This is a genomic window from Streptomyces sp. NPDC111507 (assembly GCF_055638955.1).
Map to the genome: position 1 here is coordinate 234028 of NZ_JBVKBU010000008.1, position 19120 is coordinate 253147.

General features: G+C 70.5%; 16 protein-coding genes. 12 read left to right on the top strand and 4 right to left on the bottom strand.

Features of this window, described 5'->3' with window-relative positions:
* Nucleotides 1-53 precede the first annotated feature (53 nt).
* From ACZ7M2_RS30470 to ACZ7M2_RS30480, 3 genes are all read right to left on the bottom strand, one after another.
* A complete protein-coding gene (locus ACZ7M2_RS30470; RefSeq protein WP_471598011.1) occupies nucleotides 54-260 on the bottom strand; it encodes an SH3 domain-containing protein in 207 nt (68 codons plus the stop codon).
* A 302-nt stretch (nucleotides 261-562) separates the two neighbouring features.
* Nucleotides 563-1438: a non-homologous end joining protein Ku gene (ku, locus tag ACZ7M2_RS30475; RefSeq protein WP_471598012.1), complete on the bottom strand. Its 876-nt coding sequence runs from the start codon at nucleotides 1436-1438 to the stop codon at nucleotides 563-565.
* A 286-nt stretch (nucleotides 1439-1724) separates the two neighbouring features.
* Nucleotides 1725-2702 carry an Lrp/AsnC family transcriptional regulator gene (locus ACZ7M2_RS30480; protein ID WP_471598013.1) on the bottom strand — a complete coding sequence of 326 codons (978 nt, stop codon included), beginning with the start codon at nucleotides 2700-2702 and terminating at the stop codon, nucleotides 1725-1727.
* A 115-nt stretch (nucleotides 2703-2817) separates the two neighbouring features.
* Here ACZ7M2_RS30480 and ACZ7M2_RS30485 point away from each other — a divergent pair, with 115 nt between their 5' ends.
* The 8 genes from ACZ7M2_RS30485 to ACZ7M2_RS30520 all read left to right on the top strand — a co-directional run bounded on the left by ACZ7M2_RS30485 (nucleotide 2818) and on the right by ACZ7M2_RS30520 (nucleotide 11531).
* Nucleotides 2818-4278 carry a carboxylesterase/lipase family protein gene (locus ACZ7M2_RS30485; protein WP_471598014.1) on the top strand — a complete coding sequence of 487 codons (1461 nt, stop codon included), beginning with the start codon at nucleotides 2818-2820 and terminating at the stop codon, nucleotides 4276-4278.
* A 14-nt stretch (nucleotides 4279-4292) separates the two neighbouring features.
* Nucleotides 4293-4547, top strand: a complete 255-nt coding sequence (locus ACZ7M2_RS30490) for a hypothetical protein (protein WP_471598015.1) — start codon at nucleotides 4293-4295, stop codon at nucleotides 4545-4547.
* Between the two features lie 179 nt (nucleotides 4548-4726).
* Nucleotides 4727-5332, top strand: coding sequence for a hypothetical protein (locus ACZ7M2_RS30495; protein ID WP_471598016.1), 606 nt, complete (start codon nucleotides 4727-4729; stop codon nucleotides 5330-5332).
* Complete coding sequence (locus ACZ7M2_RS30500) at nucleotides 5322-6020, top strand: alpha/beta fold hydrolase (protein WP_471598017.1); 699 nt, start codon at nucleotides 5322-5324, stop codon at nucleotides 6018-6020. The genes ACZ7M2_RS30495 and ACZ7M2_RS30500 overlap by 11 nt, the downstream gene beginning before the upstream one ends.
* A complete protein-coding gene (locus ACZ7M2_RS30505; RefSeq protein ID WP_471598018.1) occupies nucleotides 6017-7366 on the top strand; it encodes a carotenoid oxygenase family protein in 1350 nt (449 codons plus the stop codon). The genes ACZ7M2_RS30500 and ACZ7M2_RS30505 overlap by 4 nt, the downstream gene beginning before the upstream one ends.
* A 100-nt stretch (nucleotides 7367-7466) precedes the next feature.
* On the top strand, nucleotides 7467-8414 hold the full coding sequence (locus tag ACZ7M2_RS30510) for an RNA polymerase sigma factor (RefSeq protein WP_471598019.1): 948 nt from the start codon (nucleotides 7467-7469) through the stop codon (nucleotides 8412-8414).
* Nucleotides 8415-8844: 430 nt separating this feature from the next.
* Nucleotides 8845-10464: an amidohydrolase gene (locus tag ACZ7M2_RS30515; RefSeq protein WP_471598020.1), complete on the top strand. Its 1620-nt coding sequence runs from the start codon at nucleotides 8845-8847 to the stop codon at nucleotides 10462-10464.
* Between the two features lie 224 nt (nucleotides 10465-10688).
* Entirely contained in the window at nucleotides 10689-11531 is an 843-nt protein-coding gene (locus ACZ7M2_RS30520) for a PhzF family phenazine biosynthesis protein (RefSeq protein ID WP_471598021.1), read from the top strand.
* Nucleotides 11532-11637: 106 nt separating this feature from the next.
* Here ACZ7M2_RS30520 and ACZ7M2_RS30525 read toward each other — a convergent pair whose 3' ends face one another.
* A complete protein-coding gene (locus ACZ7M2_RS30525) occupies nucleotides 11638-12081 on the bottom strand; it encodes an Lrp/AsnC family transcriptional regulator (RefSeq protein ID WP_471598022.1) in 444 nt (147 codons plus the stop codon).
* 153 nt (nucleotides 12082-12234) lie between these two features.
* Here ACZ7M2_RS30525 and ACZ7M2_RS30530 point away from each other — a divergent pair, with 153 nt between their 5' ends.
* From ACZ7M2_RS30530 to ACZ7M2_RS30545, 4 genes are all read left to right on the top strand, one after another.
* Nucleotides 12235-13419 carry a trans-sulfuration enzyme family protein gene (locus ACZ7M2_RS30530; RefSeq protein WP_471598023.1) on the top strand — a complete coding sequence of 395 codons (1185 nt, stop codon included), beginning with the start codon at nucleotides 12235-12237 and terminating at the stop codon, nucleotides 13417-13419.
* A 97-nt stretch (nucleotides 13420-13516) separates the two neighbouring features.
* Nucleotides 13517-13690 (top strand): hypothetical protein, encoded by a 174-nt coding sequence (locus ACZ7M2_RS30535; protein ID WP_471598024.1) that lies wholly within the window; start codon nucleotides 13517-13519, stop codon nucleotides 13688-13690.
* An 84-nt stretch (nucleotides 13691-13774) separates the two neighbouring features.
* A complete protein-coding gene (locus ACZ7M2_RS30540) occupies nucleotides 13775-15067 on the top strand; it encodes an amidohydrolase family protein (protein WP_471598025.1) in 1293 nt (430 codons plus the stop codon).
* A gap of 1551 nt (nucleotides 15068-16618) precedes the next feature.
* On the top strand, nucleotides 16619-18889 hold the full coding sequence (locus tag ACZ7M2_RS30545; protein WP_471598164.1) for a glycoside hydrolase family 3 C-terminal domain-containing protein: 2271 nt from the start codon (nucleotides 16619-16621) through the stop codon (nucleotides 18887-18889).
* Nucleotides 18890-19120 lie beyond the last annotated feature (231 nt).

Sequence of the window (19120 nt, forward strand, 5' to 3'; positions counted from 1 at the left end):
GGCGGCGTCCGTCCACCGGGTGCGGGCGGGCCGCAACGTGGGGCGGCGTTACGTCAGCCGGCGCACGAGGGCACGGAGCCGTGGCTGTGGACGTAGCGAGCCGAGACCCAGTCAACTCGGCCGGCGAGCTTGTACCAGCGGTCATGGCCGTGGACGCTGGCGCCGTCGGCGTTGCACGCGATCCGCACACGGCTGCCGTTGCCGAGGCTGCCGATGATCCAGTGGGTGGTGCCGGGGCCGTAGCGCACGTTCAGCGGCACCGGAGAGACCACGTGCGCCGCCGTCGCCTGGTAGCGGTAGCCGGCATGGGCCGGAACAGCGGACCGCGCTCCGGGGCGGCCGCCACGGCCCCGGCAGCAGCGCCACCTGCCAGCAGAACCGATACGGCAGCCTTTCAAGTGGACTGACTACTCATGACATCACCCTTTCGGTTCATGCGGGCGAGATGTATAGACTTGCCCGTATTGCTAGAGCGAGGCTGCCCGATGCCCAGCCGGGGTAGTCGCCACGGAAGGGTGAATGAAGTCGCGTCAGCTCGACGCCCCTGCACTTGCCGATACCATCAACCGCCCTGGTCGGAGTCGGTGTGCGAGGGGTACCAGGACGTCGACCACGACAACTCGAACTGGCGCTCGTGCAGCTGGCGTTCACCGCGGCACGATGGTCCGCAGTGCTGCTGCGACTGGCGCAGGGCGGCCATCAGGTCGACGACCTGCCCGCCCGGCTCCTCGGCCTCCTCGGTAGGCTTCGGCGGCTGTCGGCCCCCGGACGTCGCCTCGATCACCGCTTCCAAAGCCTGCCGGTACTCGTCCCGGTAGCCGGAGATGTCGTCCGTCGTCATCGAATCCACCAGCAGCAGCGCCTCGTCGATCTCGGAGTCCGTGACCGTGACGTCCTTCGGCACAAGCTCGGACGGGTCGCGCGCCTCGTCATCCCCCTTGAGCACATGCGCGACCAGCGCTCCGTCCTTCACCCGAAGCAGCACCAGGCGCTCGCGCCCGTGCCACGCCAGCTTCGCGACGGCCACCTTCGTGTTGCGCGCAAGCGCCCGCGCGATCAGCGCATACGGCTTCGCCGCGACCGGTCCGTCGTACTGCAGGAAGTAGCTGTCGCCGCTCAGCCGCACCGGGTCGATCGACGCGGCCGGCACGAACGCGACGATCTCGTTCGCCTTCGCGGTCGGCAGCGGCATCCGCTCCAGCTCTTCGTCCGCGACCGCGACCAGCGTGTTCTTGGAGACCTCGAACCGCTTGCCGATCTCCCCCGCGGACACCTCACGGCCCTCCGCCTCGCAGAACTCACGCACCCGCACCCGGCCCAGGTCCTCCGTATGAACCTGCTGAAACCGGAGCGAACGGTGCTCGGTGGCGCTCAGCAGCTTCACCGGAATGGTCACCAGACCGAAGCTGATGGCGCCGCTCCCCAGCGTTCGAGGCATCACAGACCTCCACGACAGCCCCGAGCCCCACCCGCCTAGGAGCCCTCAGAGCAGCCCGCTCCCCGACGACATCGACGCGCACCAACGGGTGGACTGGCACGTCTCCGTCGTCCTCGCCCAGTCCGTACCGGTACTGCCCACCGGCACGGACTGGAGCTACGAGATGAAATTAGGGACAGGCTTCGGTCTTGTCCGTCGTCCACGCCATGACGAGGTCGATGAAGACCTTTGTGTCGGAGGACTCCTTACGCGCCGGATTCTTTGCGGAAGGCCGCCCGTGCCCGGTTCACAGGCTGCCTGGTCGGACCAGGCCGGTCCGTTTGACGCCGGTCAGGATGGGGGTGACCTCGAGGGTGGTGACGTGTTCGAGGGCGCCGATGGTCTCGCTCAGGAAGACGTAGAGCGCGTTGAGGTCGGTTGCCGCGACGGTCACGAGGAGGTTGGCGGTGCCGGTGGTGGCGGAGGCGAAGCGGACCTGGGGGTGGCGGCTGAGTTGCCGGCCGGTCTCTTCCAGTCCGCCGGGTGCGACGGTGATCCACAGGAGTGCCTCGGTACGGATGCCCAGCCGGGCGAGGTCGACTTCGGTCGCGAGCCGGAGGACCTGGCCGGCGACCAGTGCCTCCAGACGGCGGCGGGCGGTGAGAGCGGTGGTGTCGGCGCGGTGGGCGAGGTCGGTGTAGGAGGCTCGCCCGTCTTCGATGAGCGCGGTGATCAGCTGGTGGTCGACGGGCTGGAGGACGGGCCGGGTGGGTGGTGCGGGCATGTCCGGTCGCAGGCTGGTCAGTTCGGTCTGGGTCAGCAGGCCGCCGCTCCAGTCGAAGGCGGCCGGGAAGACCCGTAGCAGGACGTGTGAGGTCCAGGACTGGACGGCGGGGGTGGCGGGGAGGTCGCGCAGCAGCAGGTTGTTGCGTGCGTCCGGGCCGTCCAGGAACAGGATGGTGCAGATCTCGTCCCCGCCGCCGAGGACGTCCACCCAGATGGTGTCGGGGCGGCGGGCGAGGGTGGCGGCGATGGCGCTGATCCGGCTGGGCTTGCAGCGGATGCGCAGGGCCAGCGGGATCAGGTCGGGGAAGTGCGCGGGGTTGCGCACGGCCGTGGCCCGCAGGGTCCCGTCGCCGAACAGCGGTGCCGCACGCCGCACCACGGTGCGCTCCGAGACGCCCAGGACACGGCCGACCGTACGCCACGAGGCGCGCGGGGCGGCCAGCATCGCGGCGCCGATCCGACTGTCCGTCTCATCCAGCCGATGGCGTACTTTCTCCATGAAACTAGATTCTATGTCCTATTTACTCGACCGAGGCAGGTATTTATGGCTCAGATATCCGTGCTCGCCTAGAAAAGTCTCAGACAACAGAGACGAGAGAAGGCAGGTGAGCACGATGACCGGTATCGAGCACATGGTCGTGGACACCGACCGGGGCAAGGTCAGGGGAATCATGGAGGGTGAGGCGGTCTCCTTCCGGGGCATCCCGTACGCCGCGTCGCCAGTGGGCGAGCTGCGGTTCGCGCCGCCGCAGCCGCACCCCGGCTGGACGGACATACGGGATGCGGCACAGGCCGGACCGTCCGTGCCGCAGGCCGCCTCCCGGTTGGAGAAGGTGCAGGGGCAGCGTGTGCCGGACTGGAACGAGGACGGCAGCCTGACCGTCAACGTCTTCACCCCGCGCCGGGCGCTGGAGGACGGTGCGGCCCGCCCGGTCCTGGTGTGGTGGCACGGGGGCGGCTTCACCAGCGGCTCCGGTGGCTGGGACTGGTACGACGGCGGCCGTCTCGCCGCGCTGGGTGACATCGTGGTCGTCACCGCCAACTACCGGGTGGGACCGCTGGGTTACCTCTACCTTCCGGAGATCGGTGCGGTCAACCTCGGTCCCCAGGACCAGGCCGCCGTGCTGCGCTGGGTCCAGGACAACCTCGCCTCCTTCGGCGGCGATGCGCGCACCGTCACCGTCGGCGGGCAGTCCGCCGGGGCCTACTCCTCCCTGATGCTCGCCCTCGACCCCGCGACGAACGAGTCCATCACCCGGGTGCTGCTGCAGAGCGGCCCCTTCGGCCTGAACCCGCAGGACCCCCACCAGGCCGCCGAGAACGCCGCCGCCTACCTGCGCCTGCTGGGCATCCACGACGGCACCGACACCGCGAAGGCCCTGCGCGCCCTGCCGGCCAAGCAACTGCTGGACGCCTACGGCCGGCTCTCCGCCCAGCTCGCGACTCCGGGCAACGCGGCGCCGCCGATGTACCCGGTCCTCGGCGGCCCCGGCTTGCCCCGCACCCGGCAACAGGCGCTCGCGGACGGCGCGCTGGAGGGCAAGCCGCTGCTGATCGGCACCACCCGCGACGAGGCGACGGCATTCTTCGCCTTCGACCCTCGCATCCAGCACCTCACCACCACCGGCGCCTTGGACGTCCTCACCGTCCAGATCGGCCGACAGGCCGCCCAGGACGTCTACCGGCAGCACGCCGCCCGCCTCGGCGAGCAGGCGACACCGGCGCAGATCTTCACCGACATCCAGACCGATGGCCTCTTCCGCGATGGCTCCCTGGAGGTCGCCGATCATCACGCGGCCGGCGGCAACACCACCTACGTCTACCAGTTTGACTACGTCCCCGCCGAGGACCCGTACGCCCTGGGCGCCACCCACTGCGCCGAACTGCCCTTCCTCTTCAACACCTTCGACGCCTCCGCCGACAGCCCCGTCCTCGCCGGAGCGAACGACGGTCGGCGCGCCGCCCTGGGCCGCGAATTCGCGACCGCCGTCGCCGAGTTCGTCACCACCGGAACAACCAGCAACTGGCTGCCCTACGCCCCCGCGACCGCAGCCCGCATCCGCCACTTCGGCTGAGAGAGGAACTCGTCGTGAGACACATCTTCCGTCGGCCGACCATGCCGCACTGGGCCGAGTTCCTCACCCTGTTGGCCACCATCTACACCACGGACCGGCTGTACTCCCTGACCATCGCCGACCGGTTCGCTACCTGGAACCAGTGGGTGCGCCCGCTCCCCTTCACCCTGGCGTCCATCGCGCTCCTTGTATTCGTCGTGATGCCAGGCGCCGGCAGGCTCTGGAAGAGCCTGTACGCGAAGGCCCTGCACGCGGCCGTCACCAGCTGACGCCCGACGCGATGGCCGGCGTCCCGCACTCGCGGGGCGCCGGCCGTCGCGTTGTCGCGGCAGCAGGAACCCGGCCGGTCATGTGTGACTGGCATCACATGACGAGCTTCGAACTTCCCTGCCCGTTCTGCATCTAGTCCGCGTCGACCATCTTCGTTCCCGCTCAGCAAGGAAGGCCAATGGGTTATTTTCGCGGATTCATCCCCTGGATCGTCGCCGGCTTCGTGGACTGGCGCTGGGGTGCGGTCAGCGGTTTCGCGTCGGGGCTGCTGCTTTTGCTCCAGGATCGGCGTCGTGGGGTCGACCTCGACGCGTTGATCCTGGAGGCCAGCACCATCGTGTACTTCGTGGTGGTCGGTTCCGTCGCCGTCGCGCGCCCGCACTCGTCCCTGTCGCACCACACCGATGTCCTCTCCTTCGCCTGGCTCGCGGCCACGGCCTGGGGGACGCTGGCGATCAGCCGCCCCTTCACACTGGGCATCGCCAAGCGCCAGACGCCGCGCGAGTTCTGGGACATGCCGGAGTTCATCCGGGTCAACAACCACATCACCAGCGCGTGGGGCGCCGGCTTCACGTTCATCGGCGTCAGCCTGGCCGTCGCGGGCGCGGTGGATGCCGCGGCCTGGGTGGGGATCGCCGCCCATGTCGTCGGCCTCGTCGGCCCCGCCGTCTTCACGAAGGTCTATCCGGCCCGCGCTCAGGCGCGTCTGCAGGCCGCCCAGGCGCCTGTCACGGTCGTACCGCAGCAGTCCAACACCCAAGGAGTGCGTGCTCATGAGCACTGAGGCAAGGAACGTCGTCCTGGTCCACGGCGGGTTCGTCGATGGTTCGGGCTGGAAGGGGGTCTATGACCTGCTGACCGCCGACGGCTACGCCGTCAGCGTCGTCCAGAACGCCACCCTCTCCCTCGACGGCGACGTGGCCGCCACCAGGATGGTCCTGGACGCCCAGGACGGCCCGACCGTACTGGTCGGCCACTCCTACGGCGGCGCGGTGATCTCCGAGGCGGGCAACCACGAGAAGGTGAGCGCGCTCGTGTACGTCACGGCGTTCGCGCCCGACAAGGACGAGTCCGTGAACACGCTGATCGCCGACCCGCCGCCCGGCGCGCCCGTTCCGCCGATCCTGCCGCCCCGCGACGGCTTCCTCTTCCTGGACCGGGAGAAGTTCGCCGCGTCCTTCGCCGCCGACCTGCCGGCCGACGAGGCACGATTCCTGGCTGACTCCCAGGTCCCCTGGGGCGTGGCCGCGCTGGGCGAGATGGTCACCCACCCCGCCTGGCGCGACAGGCCGAGCTTCTACCTGGTCGCCACCGACGACCGCATGATCCCGCCGCCGGCCCAGCGCGCCATGGCCGAACGGGCCGGTGCGACGGTGACCGAGACGAGCGGCAGCCACGCCGTGTACGTGTCCAAGCCCGCCGAGGTCGCAGCCCTGGTCAGGAAGGCCGCGTCGCCCGGAACACGGGCATGACCGAAGGGACATCCCTTCCTCGCCACCTCCGGGGCCGCTTCGCACCGGTCCCGGAGGAGCGCGAGGCCGCCGGTCTCACCGTGCGCGGCTCGCTGCCGCCCGAGCTGGACGGGCGCTATCTGCGCAACGGCCCCAACCCGCTGCCCGGCGAGGTCAGCGGGCACTGGTTCACCGGCTCAGGCATGCTGCACGGCATCCGGCTGTGCGGCGGACGCGCCAAGTGGTACCGCAACCGGTGGGTGCACACCCGGGAGTTGGCGGGGCACCCCTTCATCCGCGAGGACCTCACTCTCGACCTGGCGGCGACACCGGCCAACACACACGTGATCAGGCACGCCGGCATGGTCCTGGCTCTGTGCGAGGCAGGCCTGCCCTACTGGGTCACCGACGAGCTGGAGACCGTGGGGCCGTACGACTTCGGCGGGCGGCTGCGGACGGCGATGACCGCGCATCCCAAGGAGGACCCTGTCACGGGCGAACTGCACCTGTTCGGCACCGGGTTCACCCCGCCGTACCTCACTTCCCACCGGGTCACCGCGCAGGGCGAACTGCTCGACAGTCGGCCGGTCGAGGTGCCGGGGCCGACGATGATGCACGACTTCGCCATCACCGAGCACCACATCGTGTGGATGGACCTCCCCGTCGTCTTTGACTTCGCCCTGGCCGGACGCGGCGGCATGCCTTACCGGTGGGACGAGGCGTACGGCGCCCGGCTCGGGATCATGTCCCGCACGCCCGGCAGCACCGACGTGCGGTGGTACGACATCGACGACTGCTACATCTTCCACGTGGGCAACGCCTACGAGGACACCCACGGCCGGATCGTGCTGGACGCGGTACGCCACGACCCCACGGGCTTCCGTACCGCATGGTCCGCAATCGGCGGCCCGGTCGCGGTACGGGAACCGGGCCGCTCCCCGGCCGTCGCCCTCTCCGTCCTGTACCGCTGGACCCTGGACCCGGCCACCCGTCGCGTCACCGAATCCCAACTGGACGACCGCGAGGCGGAGTTCCCCACCCGTAACGAGGCCCTCACCGGACACCCCCACCGCTACCTGTACACGGTCTCCGGCGACGGCATCGCCAAGCACGACCTCACGACCGGCACCAGCCACCTCCACAAGACACCCCGCGGCCGCCATGCCGGCGAGGCGGTCTTCATACCGGCGGCGGACGGCACCGGCGAGGACGAGGGCTGGCTGCTGTCCCTCGTCTCGGACGACCACGGCAGGGCGGGCGAGTTGCTCGTGCTCGACGCCCGGGAGCTTGCCGTCCAAGCGGTGGTGGAGCTGCCGTACCCCGTCCCGGCCGGTTTCCACGGCAGCTGGCTGCCAGACCTGCGGTGACCGGGGCATGATGCAGCACAGGCCCACTCCAAGTCCTCGGCCGGCAGCCGCCGAAGCCCCGCGGGCGCGAACCACGTCGCCATGGAGGCATTCGCACACCATGACCGCCCTCAACCCGCCCACGGACGAGGAACTCACCCGCGGGGCCCAGGCCGGTGAGACCGCGGCGCTCGGGCTGCTGCTCGCCCGCCACCACGCACCGATGCGCGCGGTGGCGCTGAGCCTGCTCGGCTACGGCCCCGACGCGGAGGACGCGGTGCAGGACGCCGCACTGACGGCACTGCGCCGCATCGGCGACGTCCAGGACCCCGCGGCCGTGGGCGCGTGGCTGCGGGCGATCGTGCGTAACACCTCCCGCATGCGACTGCGCGCCGCCCGGGAGACACCGGGCCTGGACGGCCTCGACCACCTGCACGCCCATGAGCACGAGCCGTCGTATCCCTCACATCCCGAGCGGGTCGTGGACCAGCACGCGATGCGCGACTGGATCTGGGACGCGCTGGAACAACTCCCCGAACCACTGCGGCTGGTGCTGATGCTGCGCCACTTCAGCGACATCACCTCCTACCAGGAGATCGCCCACGCCTGCGAGATCCCGGTCGGTACCGTGCGCAGCCGCCTCAACCAGGCCCGGGCCAAGCTCGCCCAGGTCCTGCTCACGACCGCCACACACCTGCACGACGACGCCACCCGGCTCACCGAGGACAGCCGGCAGGAGGCCGAGGCCACGCTGGAGGGTGCCCGGCGCGGCCGTCAGCCCAGGGAGATCCTGGAGCTCTGGCCGGCCGAGACCGAACTGCTCGGCGTCCTGAGCACGCCCGGCGAACGCTGCCATCCCATCCCCGCCATGCGAAGGAACCGCGAAAAGGGCGTGGCCCAGCACCTACGTCATGTGGTGGCCAGCCGCACCGTCACCATCTGGGAAATGGACGTCACCAACCCCGTCGGCATCCCCGACCCTTGCCCGCCGACCCTCGCCTGGCTCATGCTCCGCCGGAACAGGCGAGTCCAGACCCTCCGCGTGGTATTCCCCGAGCCACAACGATGAAGGGCCGACGGATTCGCTAGCGGACCGGTCGCGCGGCCGGAGGGCATGGTGGGTGTCTGGGCCGCCGCGGAAGAGGATCGGTCGTGGAGACCTCGTCACTGCCGCCGAGGATCGGGCCGACAGCGCCAGCCCGGCGCACCAGCGCGCAGGCGCGGTCGGCGTACAGGTGGGTGACGCGCCGCATCCCGATGTGTCGAGCAGCACCAGGCAGCGGTTGTGCCTCGCGTCAGGAGGCACGCTGCGACGCGAACAGGCGGCTGCTCTCCGACGCCCATCCGGATGGCGAATGGCGCATGATCTGCGAATCAGACCCTATTCATGACGTGTTTCCTGATCCCCAGATCTGAATATGGCAGCAAATCGCCGAGCAGTTCGTACAACTGTCTTGTCAGCGAGACCTTCGAAACGCTGCGAGCTGAGGGAGAAGACGATGACCGACCACACAGCCGACCTGCTGATCCGCGCCGGCGCGGTACACACCCTGGTGCCCGGACAGGCCCCGCAGCGGGCACTGGCCGTGCGCGGCGACCGGATCATGGCCGTGTCCGCCGACCCGAACGGCCTGGAGCACCTGGTGGGCGCGGGCACCGAGGTTCACGACCTGCCCGGCGCCACTGTGCTGCCCGCCTTCGACGACACCCACACCCACCTCGTCTTCGCCGGGCTCGGCGCCCAGGACGTGCCCGTCCACCAGGCCCGCACCATCCCCGAGTTCCTGGACCTGATCCGGCAGCGGGCCGCCGTCACCCCCGAGGGCGAGTGGATCCGCACCACCACCAACTGGCAGGAACTCAACCTCGCCGAGCGCCGCATGCCCACCGCGGCCGAACTCGACACGGCCACCGACAAGCACCCCGTCCTGGTCAAGCGCGGCGGCCACAACGACGTCGTCAACCACTACGCGCTGCGTCTGGCCGGCATCACCGAGGACACCCCGGTACCGCCCGGCGGCACCATCGGCCGCGACGCCGACGGCAAGCTGGACGGCCGGCTGATCGACAATGCCCTGCACCTGGTGGAACACCTGGTCCCGGCGCCCGACCGGGATCAGCGCATCGAGGGACTGCGCCTGGCCTCCCGCGACTACGCCGCCACCGGCATCGGCACCGTCCGGGACTGCGCGGTCACCCCCGAGGACTACGCCGTGTACCTGGCCGCCCGGAAAGCGGGTGCCCTCCAGACCCGGGTGCGGGCGCTGATCTCGGCGCTCGGCATGACCAGCGCGGCCCAGGTCGAGGACCTTCTCGACACCATGGAGCAGTGGCGCAACGACTCCGACTCCTGGCTGTCGGTCTGGGGTGTGAAGTTCGGCCTCGACGGCGGCCTCGAGGCCGGCGCCACCGAGGAGCCGTACGCCTGTGACCACTCCTTCTCCGGGATGCTGATCTGGGAGCCGGACGCGATGATCGAGGCAGTCGAGGCGGTGGTCCGGCGCGGCTGGCGGGTCGGCACGCACGCCTACGGCGACCGCGCCGTCCGTACCCTCCTCGACGTCTACGAACGCGTCCTTGAGCGCAACCCCGGCCTGCCCGCCGGCACGCTGGTGATGGAGCACGGCGGCCTCGCCGGCCCTGAGCAGCGCGCCCGCGCGGTCGCCCTCGGCATCCCCGTCACCATCCAGCAGCCTCTGCTGCACGACACCGCCGAGGTGGAGGAGACCTTCTGGGGCCCGGAACGCGTCGCCCGCCTCTTCCCGGCACGCGGCTGGATCGACCTGGGCGCCCAGGTCAGCGCGGGCTCCGACTTCCCCGTCGGCCAGTTCGGCGCGATGCGCTCCGTGTGGGGCATGACGACGAGGCAGACCGTCATCGGCGTCAAGGGCCCGGAGCACGCGATCAGTTACGACGAGGCGGTCACCCTGCACACCCTCAACGCCGCATGTCTGACCGATGAGGAGGGTCTGCGTGGCACCCTCACCCCCGGCCGCCTCGCCGACCTCACCATCTGGGACCAGGATCCCGCCCACTGCCCGAGCGACACCCTGCGCGACCTCACTCCCACCCACACCTTCGTCGGCGGTCTCCTGGTCACACCTGCCGACGCGCAGTAACCGACGACGGGGTCGCCTTGGGATCTGCCGACCTGGCCGAGACTCCATCGAGCTCACGACGGTGCGAGCGGCGCAGGCCCCACCTCAGCGCCTCCAAATCGGTCCACTGTGTGGCGACTGGCTCTGTCCCGGCCGCGCGGGCCCCGCTGGGATGGACACGCTCCCGCCAACGGGCGGACGGACAGAGATCCGCTTCCACCGCTACCGAAAGGCCCTCGATGACCATGCCGCGTTCACGCTCATTCGTGCAGGTCGACGTGTTCTCCACGCTCCCCTATCGCGGCAACCCCGTCGCGGTCGTCCTGGACGGGACGGATCTGGCCGACGAGGACATGCAGCGCCTGGCGAGCTGGACAAACCTGTCCGAGACCACGTTCGTCCTGCCCCCGACGATGCCGGAAGCGGACTACCGGCTGAGGATCTTCACGCCCCAGGGCGAGCTGCCGTTCGCCGGGCACCCCACCCTCGGCTCCGCGCGCGCCTGGATGGACGGCGGCGGCACCCCGCAGCACGCCGACCGGATCGTGCAGGAGTGCGCCGCCGGCCTGGTCACCGTGCGCCGCGACGAGGGCACACTGTCCTTCGCCGCTCCGCCGCGGGTCCGCGTCGGCTCCCTCGACAACTCCCATCTGGACCGGATCGTGGCCGCGTTCGGGATCTCGCGGGAGCGGGTCCTGGCCCACCAGTGGGTGGACAACGGTCCCGGCTGGGCCGTGGTCCAACTGGCCACGGCCGAGGAGGTGCTCGCCCTCGAACCCGACCTGTCCCTCATCCCGACCGCGATGGTCGGCGCCATCGGGGCCCACCCCGCAGGATCCGAGCACCACTTCGAGATGCGCACCTTCGCCCCCGGCGCCGGCGTCCCCGAGGACCCCGCGTGCGGCAGCATGAACGCCGGCGTCGGCCAGTGGCTCACCTCCACCGGCGCCGCACCCTCCACCTACCGGGTCTCCCAAGGCACCAGGCTGGGGCGCGCCGCCAGTATCGAGATCACCGCCGATCCGGACGGCACCGTCTGGGTCAGCGGCGCCGCCACCGTCTGTATCCGCGGCACTATCACCCTCTGACCACTCAACCGCCCCACCGTCGCCCCCGCTCTGGCCCCAGGTGCCGGAGCGCGGGCAATCACACCGCGGTCCATGTGTCGCACCGGCGGCGGTTGGGGCCAGGCCGTCAGGTGGTGTCGGGGGAGAGCGTCTTCATGGTGACGTAGCTGGTCACCGTGGCAACGCCAGGCAAGGCGGCCAACTGGTTGGCGTGGAAGTCCTCATAGGAGGGCAGGTCGGCCACCTCGACCTGGAGCAGGTAGTCGAAGTTGCCGGTGATGTGGTGGCAGGCGGCCACTTCGGGCAGCTGGGTGATCCCGCGCTCGAACGCGATCACGTGCGCGCGGGTGTGCCGCATCAGCCGGACCCCGGCGAACACCCGCAGGCTGCGGCCGACCGCGGCGGGATCGATCAGCGCCCGGTAACCGCGGATGACGCCGGCTTCCTCCAGCTGCCGCACCCGCCGCAGGCAGGGTGACGGTGACAGCCCGACCCGGGCGGCGAGCTCGTTGTTGTTGATCCGGCCGTTCTGTTCGAGCACGGCCAGAATCGATCGGTCCACCTCGTCCATGGGGGGCAGTTTATTGCGCCTGGCCGCTGAGTACCACAATCATGCGCCCGTAGCGGGCGCAATTTGCTGCCAAAGTTGCTGTGATCAGTCCAGTTCTGGGCGTCGGCCGCCGACGCTTGATGGCGTCACCCCAACGGTCCACGGAGGGCAGCCATGCCGGGCAAGAGCACCATCACCGTCCACGCCGATCGCGGGATCCATCCCAGCCGTGCCGTGGCACCACCGATCTACCAGACGGCGACGTTCTGGGCCGAGGACGGCGAGACGTTCGCGCAGGGCGCCGTCGAACCGCGCGGCAAGGACTTCTACACCCGCTTCGGCAACCCGAACCACGCTCAGGTCGCGGCCGTCGTCGCGGAGCTGGAGGGCACCGAGGCGGCCATGGTCACCGCGTCCGGGATGGCCGCGCTCACCACCGCCGTACTGGCCCTGGTCTCCGCCGGTGACCATGTCATCGGGCAGAAGTCCACCTACGGCGGCACGGGCTCGGTGCTGCTGAACCTGCTGCCGCGCCTCGGTGTGTCGACCACTCTGGTGGACCAGACCGACCCGGAGGCGTTCGCGAAGGCACTGACCCCGCGGACCCGCCTGATCCTGGTGGAATCGCCGAGCAATCCGCTGCTGCAGATCACCGACCTGCGCGCCGTCGCGGACCTGGCCCGCGCGCACGACGTGCTGACCATGGCGGACAACACCTTCGCCACCCCGCTGAACCAGCGCCCGGTGGAGTTCGGCATCGACCTGGTCTGGCACAGCGCGACCAAGTACCTCAACGGCCACTCGGACGTCTCTGCCGGAGTGATCGCCGGGCCCGCCGGGCTCCTGGACCGGATCTGGGACGTCGGCCTGCTCACCGGTGCCACCCTCGGCCCGATCGACGCGTGGCTGCTGCTGCGCGGCATACGTACTCTGCCGCTGCGCGTGCCACGGCACAACGCCAACGGCCTGGCTCTCGCCGAGGCGCTGAACGAGCATCCCGCCGTGACCCGGGTGCACTATCCCGGTCTGGCGACCCATCCGCAGCACAAGCTGGCGGCCGAGCAGATGAGCGGCTTCGGCGGGGTGCTCGGTATCGAGTTCACCGGCGGCTTTGAGATGGCCGACGCCTTCCTGGGCCGGCTGCGCTACTCCCTGCGGTCGGCCAGCCTCGGCGGTGTGGAGTCGCTGGCCGTGCATCCGGCGTCCATGTGGCGCGGCATGCTCAGCGAGGACCAGATCGCCGACTCGGTTCCGCTGGGCCTTGTCCGGCTGGCCGCGGGCACCGAGGACACCGCCGACCTGGTCGCCGACGCGCTCGCCGCGGCCGACGCCGTACACGCCACGGCGGCGAGTGCCTGAACCGCCACCAGAGCGCCGGCCGCGTGCTGCGGCGACGCCCTCGGCCCGTGCCCCACTCGTGACCGGCGCGGGTCTGGCCACAACCAGCCCTAGGGAGATGTGGGCCTTCCCGGCCCTGACCTGGGTGGCGCTGGCCGGAGTGGTGGCGATCCTGGCCCTCATGGCCCGCCAGGGCGAAACCCGCGCCCAGCTGTACTTCACCGGCGGCCTGGCCCTGGCGCTCTCCCTCATCGGCTACCTGCGGCAGAAGGCCCTGACCGCCCGCGCCTGATGCGCGCCCACTCGCGCGAAACCGCGACGGCCTCCACGGCACGAACTCGAACCAACCAATAACATCTACAAAGGAGTTCACCCGATGAAAACCCTGCTCACCGGCGGCATCGTGGTCAGCATGGACCCAGCTGTAGGCGATCTCGCCCGCGGTGACGTGCTCATCGAGGACGGCGTGATCGTCGAGGTCGCCGAACGGATCGACGCACCGGACGCCGAGGTGATCGACGCGACCGACCGGATCGTCATGCCCGGCTTCGTCGACAACCACCGCCACACCTGGCAGACCGCGTTCCGAGGCGTCGGCGCGGACTGGACGTTCCCGGAGTGGGCCGAGGCCATGCACGGCACGGTCAAACCCCACTACCAGCCCGAGGACGTCTACGCGGGCACCCTGCTCGGCCGCCTAGAGGCCCTCCATTCCGGCGTGACCACGATGCTGGACTGGTACCACGTCGCGCAAACCCCGCAGCACGAGGACGCCGCCATCGCCGCGCTGCGCGAGGCGCCCGGGCGGTCGATCTTCTGCCTCGGCGCCGGCTGGGGCACCCCCGACCCCGTCGACGCCGCCATCCGCCGCGTCCGCTCCGACCTGGCCGCCGACGGCCTGGTCACCATGGCGTTCGGGCTGCGCGGACCCAAGGCCACCAGCATGGACACCGTCGCCCGCGAGCTGAAACTGGCGGCCGAACTCGGCCTGCGCACCAGCCTCCACGTGGACATCGTGAGCGGCGCGATCGCCGATCTGCGCGAGCACGGTCTGCTGCGGAACACCACCACATTCGTGCACGGCAACGGGCTCAGCGACGAGGAACTGCGGATGCTCGCTGACGCGGGCAGTTCGCTGTCGATCAGCCCGGACGTCGAGCTGAAGATGGGCTTCGGTAACCCGATGACCGGCCGGGCGCTGGCCGCCGGCCTGCGCCCGACGCTGTCCATCGACGACGTCCCCTCCGTCGGCGGCGACATGTTCTCCACCATGCGTACCGCCTTCGCCGTGCAGCGCGGCCTGGACGGCAAACTGCGCTCCCGCGACCTGCTCGCCTTCGCCACCATCGACGCCGCCGCCTCGTGCGGACTCGCCACCCGAACAGGCAGTCTCACACCCGGCAAGGACGCCGACATCATCCTGCTGCGCGCCGACGACCTGACCGTCTTCCCGGTCACCGATCCGGCCGCCACCATCGTCAGCGCCGGCCACCCCGGCCTGGTCGACACCGTCCTCGTCGCCGGCCGCGTGGTCAAACGCGAAGGCGTACTGGTGGACGTCGACCTGGCCGCGCTCAGGGCCCGGCTGGTCGATTCCCGCAACCGGATCGCAGCCTCCGCCGGCATCCCGCTCGACGGCGCATGGCGCCCACGGCCGGCAACGGAGTAAGCGCACTCGGCTTCGAGAACTCTGCGCCCCGTCCGCATCGACGCTCGTGGGGTCAGGTCCGTGAACGCAGCGCGCCGGGCCGGCCGGCGTCGGGCGGTCGCTGTCGGCGCCCATCTCTGCGAGGAACTGGCCCGTGGCGAGGGCCTCTTCGGCTTCGACTTCGTCGCGGAACCCGGGGTCGCTGGTGCCGGCGTAGCCCTCGAACATCTGGATTCCCTGGTGGCGGTATTGCAGGGCCCCGGCGATGGTGCCCCCGGGGCGGCGAGCGATGCACCAGGCCAGGGTCCGCCTGCGCCGCGTGGTCAGGTGCGGCACCTGCCCGCGCTCTGGTGGGATGCCGTCCAGGCGTTGGTGCGCGGTGCAGTAGTCGTTGATCCACTTGATCAGGTCGGTGATGTCCGTGTTGGTGGCGTTGCTGTCCAGCACGCCGTAGAGGCTGCGGCGTTGGCGGTAGCTGCGGGAGGTCAGCGGCGGGGCGAACAGGTAGGGCTTGTCGGCCGGTTGGAAGTGTTCGAGGACGGCGATGGCCCGGGCGACCGGGGCGGTGACGATCCAGGTGGCCTGAGCGCCGTGGGCGTCCTCGCCCTTGAAGGCGAGGCTGTGCAGTCGGTGGCGGTGGACGCGGCCGTCGGGATTGCGTTGGACGCTCAGGCAGCCGCGCTGGAGGTGTTTGGCCTCGGAGTCGCGCATCCCGGAAAGGTAGGCGATCACGATCCAGCAGGCTACCTGCAGCAGTCGCTCGAATCGCGGCACGTCGTAGTACGAGATCGCCGTCAGCCACGGACGGCCGTCCAGCTGACCTTGGACGCGGCGCGTGAGGGGACGGTCGGAGTCTGCGCCGACCTCGCGCGCGGCCTGGGCGATCAGCCGTTCGGCATCCAGGCGCTCCACCAGGTTGCGGTCATGACCCAGCGGTCGGGCCAGGTGGCTCAGGCACGGCGCTGGCTCCGGGCTGCGACGCAGGCGGCCCTGAGGGAGGGACGGTGTAGCGGTTGGCGCCGGTTTCGGTATCCGTCCAGCAGTACGGGCCAGGGCCGACAGCGCGTCGGGGCCGGCCGGGGCCGGGCGTCGAGGGCGGCGCGCTCGTCACGGGCGGCGAGGATGTCCTCGGCGAAGTCGTCGAGCAGGCCGCCGGGTACTCGCCCACCGTCAGCCCCCGGTAGTCCACCTGGACCCGGCCCATCCGTGCCATCGCTTCCAACCGCGCCCCCTGCGCCTCCTCGGCAGCCGACGGCCTACGCAGGTTCCTCGGACAAACGGCCCAACCTCAGCATCGTCTTCAGAGCACCGGACCTGGACCGGTGCGCCGAAGCATCGTGCTCGTGCAGGCAATGCGATAAATCGATTCAAGCGACCCTTGTTTCCTCCGCAACACTCCGGCTAGGGTCACTGATGCGCATCAGTGATGCGCATCAGTAGCTGACGAGGCGTGCACGAGCGGCCCGGAAGAGGGCGCCCCTCACCCGTCTCCCGGCCCCGATCGGGTGGTCACCGCGTCCGTCCGCGCAAACCCCGGCGCGCCGGCGGACGGCCGGTTCGCGCCGCGACTCCATCACTTCGACCTTGAAGGATCCCCAGATGCCACAGATCGACCTCTCGCGCCTGTCCCTGGAGCAGAAAGCCTCTCTGCTGTCAGGTCAGGACTTCTGGTCCACCCACCCGCTGGAGGAGATCGGTCTCCCCTCGGTCGTGCTGACCGACGGGCCACACGGGGTGCGACGGCAGGTCGGGGAGTTCGACCACATGGGGATCTACGAGAGCCTGCCGTCCACCTGCTTCCCGCCCGCGGTGGCCGTGGGCAGCAGCTGGGATCCCGCGGTCGCGGCCCGTATCGGGGCTGCGGTTGGACGCGAGGCCCGGGCGCTCGGCGTCCATGTCGTCCTCGGCCCGGGCGTGAACATCAAGCGATCCCCGTTGTGCGGGCGCAACTTCGAGTACTACTCGGAGGACCCACTGCTGTCCGGGCACCTCGGCGCGGCACATGTCCGCGGTCAGCAGGAGCAGGGCGTGGGTGCGTCGTTGAAGCATTTCGCGGTCAACAACCAGGAGACCGACCGGATGCGGGTCAGTGCCGACGTCGACGAGCGCGCCCTGCGGGAGATCTATCTGCCGGCCTTCGAACACATCGTGACCGAGGCCCGGCCGGCCACGGTGATGGCGGCCTACAACAAGGTCAACGGCGTGCACGCGGCGCAGAACCGATGGCTGCTGACCGAGGTACTGCGCGAGGAGTGGGGGTTCGCCGGAGCGGTGGTGTCCGACTGGGGCGCGGTCCACGACCCGGTGACGGCGGTGCGTGCGGGGCTGGATCTGGAGATGCCCGGCCCCTCCCCCGAGAACGCCCGGCGCATCGTCGACGCCGTCCGCAGCGGCGAACTGGACGAGTCCGTCGTGGACATGAGCGTACGACGGGCTCTCGGACTGGCCGATCTCGCGGTGAAGCAGTCCGCCGGCTTCGATGTCGATGCCCATCATCGGCTGGCCCGGGGGCTGGCGGCCGAGTGCGCCGTCCTGCTGCGGAACGAGGGCGGCGTGCTGCCGCTTGCCGCCGGTCAGCGGATCGCCGTGGTCGGGGAGTTCGCGCTCACGCCTCGCTACCAGGCAGGCGGCAGTTCGCATCTCCGCCCGACCCGGCTCGACAACGCCTTGGACGCGATCCGGAAGCTGGCCGCCGAACGGGGCAGCCCGGTGGAATTCGCGCCCGGCTTCCCCCTGGACGGCGGCGGTGACGTCGAGTCGCTGCGAGAGGCCGCGGTGGCTGTCGCCCGCTCCTCGGACGTGGCCGTCGTCTTCGCCGGGCTACCGGAGAGCGAGGAATCCGAGGGGTTCGACCGTGGCAACCTCCACCTCCCGGCCGTACAGATCGAACTCATCCGCATGGTCGCCGCGGCGGCCGCCCGCACCGTCGTGGTGCTGTCCAACGGCGGCATCGTCACGCTGGAGGGCTGGCACGACGAGGTGGACGCCGTCCTCGAAGGCTTCCTGCTCGGCCAGGCCGGCGGCGGCGCGATCGCCGACCTGCTGTTCGGCGAGGCCAATCCGTCGGGCCGGCTCGCGGAGACGATCCCGGTACGGCTGGAGGACAACCCCAGCTTCGTGAACTTCCCGGGCGAGCAGGGGCACGTCCGCTACGGCGAGGGCGTCATGGTGGGCTACCGCTGGTACGGGACGACCCGCACGCCGGTGCGTTATCCGTTCGGGCACGGCCTGTCGTACACGACCTTCGCCGTCGGCGACCTGACGGTACAGGCCACCGGGGACGACTCCGCCCACGCCTCGGTCACCGTCACCAACACCGGCACCCGCGCGGGCAAACACGTCGTCCAGGTCTACGTCGCCACCGACGCCGGACCCATCCGCCGCCCGACGCGCGAGCTGCGCGCCTTCACCAAGATCCACCTGGAGCCCGGCGAGTCCCGCACGGTCACCTTCGACCTGGGTCGCCGCGCCTTCGCCTACTACGACGTCCAGCACGCCCGCTGGGCCGTCGCGCCCGGCGACTATCTCCTCCAGATCGGCGAGAACGCCGCCACAGTGACCGCCGAGGCATGCGTCTCCCTCACCGGAGACGCCGTCGCACAGGAGCTGACGCTCGAGTCCACTTTCGGCGAGTGGGTCGCGCATCCCGTCATCGGCTCCACTCTCCTTCAGGAGCTGACCGCGGCCCTCCCCGAGGAGCAGGGCAGCCAGCTCAACGACCGGCCGGAGCTGCTCCAGGCCGTGCAGGACGTCCCGATGAAGAGGGTCGTGGGCCTGGTCGACGGCGATGTGCTGGACGAGACATTGGAACGTCTGATGGCCCGCACCCGTTGCGCCGGTTGACGGCCGGGGCGGGCACGCGCCTCCCCTCGGCCCGGGACAGGCCACGGAACGCCCGGAACACCGGGCGAGCGGGCCGGCGGCCGCCGGCTCCGGGGTGGCCGGATCCACACACCGCGCCCCCTGCCAGTGATGCGCATCAGCGGCAGGCCGACGCGGCGCGTATCATCGACACGCCCGCCGACGCCGCGGCGGGTGACAGGGCGAGGCAGGAAGGGCGGCCATGCACCCTGC